The sequence below is a fragment of the Polynucleobacter sp. genome (assembly GCF_040400325.1).
GTDB lineage: Bacteria > Pseudomonadota > Gammaproteobacteria > Burkholderiales > Burkholderiaceae > Polynucleobacter.
In genome coordinates this window covers 1-1057 of the sequence record NZ_JBBAQK010000054.1, presented here as the reverse complement: position 1 = coordinate 1057, position 1057 = coordinate 1, and the positions used below count along the sequence as shown (strand labels likewise).

The window sequence follows — 1057 nt, the reverse complement described above, 5'->3', positions numbered from 1 at the left end:
CACCCTCCCGTGGAGGCAGTCCAGCCCGATTGATTAAATTCAGTCGGGCTTTTTTATGCTTTTAAGACGGAGATTCTTGTAGCTAATCAGCCTGGGGGGCTTCATTTGCTAAACCCTGATCGATGCGGGCCCTTCTTACGGGCATAGTGAACTCCTTCTGGTTAGAAACCAAGTTTCGATTCCTTAATTTCTAAGCCAATAAATGACTATTGCGGCTTGAACTTTCATATAAAACGTGCTTGAATAACATAATTTACTAACTTAATGAGGAGCTTGCCATGGCACTTTATTCTTGCGCTAAATGCGGTATGTCCGTTTTAACAACCTGTGGAAAATGTAACGAACCTTTAGTTGATGACCATCTTGAACTTCCAGACGGGAGCAAGGTCGAAATAGCCAAATGTCCGAAATGTGAGGGCAAAATCAAGTCGCCGCTTTGCTGTGGCTCAGATATGAGTTGTCCAGTTTAATTATCAAGGTCTTCGTCAAGTTAACTTCTTCCTACCCATTACAGATTAATTGATGAGAGGAGCAGCTAGATGAATGAACACATCCAAAAATTTGCTGAATTAGCGGGGTTCAACCTTCATAATGATCTTATGGATGGGCATAGTTTTCATCATGAAATAGAAAAATTTGCCATTTTGATTGTTCGAGAGTGTGCTGAGGTTGCTGAAGTTAATAAAAACTCAAGCAGCACAAGTAAAAACGCGTTAACGATTTCCTTTGCTATAAAAAATAAATTCGGAATTTACGACTGAAAATTGCTGCTGAGGTTACGCAAAATCTTCAATGGCATTATCTACTTGCATGCCCATATTCCGTTAGGCGTATTCAAGCACTTAGTGCAACTTTGATTAACTGAGGGTTGGATGGATGAGGATGTGTAGCATTCAAGGCTTCTTGACCTGGAAGTCGAATTTGCACATGACATACAAACAACTCAGCCAAGCTATTGGATCGACACAAGTCCACCATCAGTAGGACTTTTTTGTATGGCTTTTCATTCAACCCATTCAAGGTTATGAAAATCAAATCCGCATTCCACCGTAGGCTT

General features: G+C 40.8%; 2 protein-coding genes. One reads left to right on the top strand and one right to left on the bottom strand.

Features of this window, described 5'->3' with window-relative positions; translation table 11 throughout:
* Positions 1-539 precede the first annotated feature (539 nt).
* Positions 540-761 (top strand): hypothetical protein, encoded by a 222-nt coding sequence (locus ABWP14_RS11505; protein WP_353203111.1) that lies wholly within the window; start codon positions 540-542, stop codon positions 759-761.
* Between the two features lie 73 nt (positions 762-834).
* On the opposite strand, the gene ABWP14_RS11500 is transcribed toward ABWP14_RS11505, so the two are convergent.
* Positions 835-1057: hypothetical protein (locus ABWP14_RS11500; protein ID WP_353203110.1), on the bottom strand; the 223-nt coding region annotated here is incomplete at its 5' end.

Coding starts and splice junctions, on each gene's coding strand:
- ABWP14_RS11505 (WP_353203111.1), top strand. CDS start 540: ATGAATGAACACATCCAAAAATTTGCTGAATTAGCGGGGTTCAACCTT.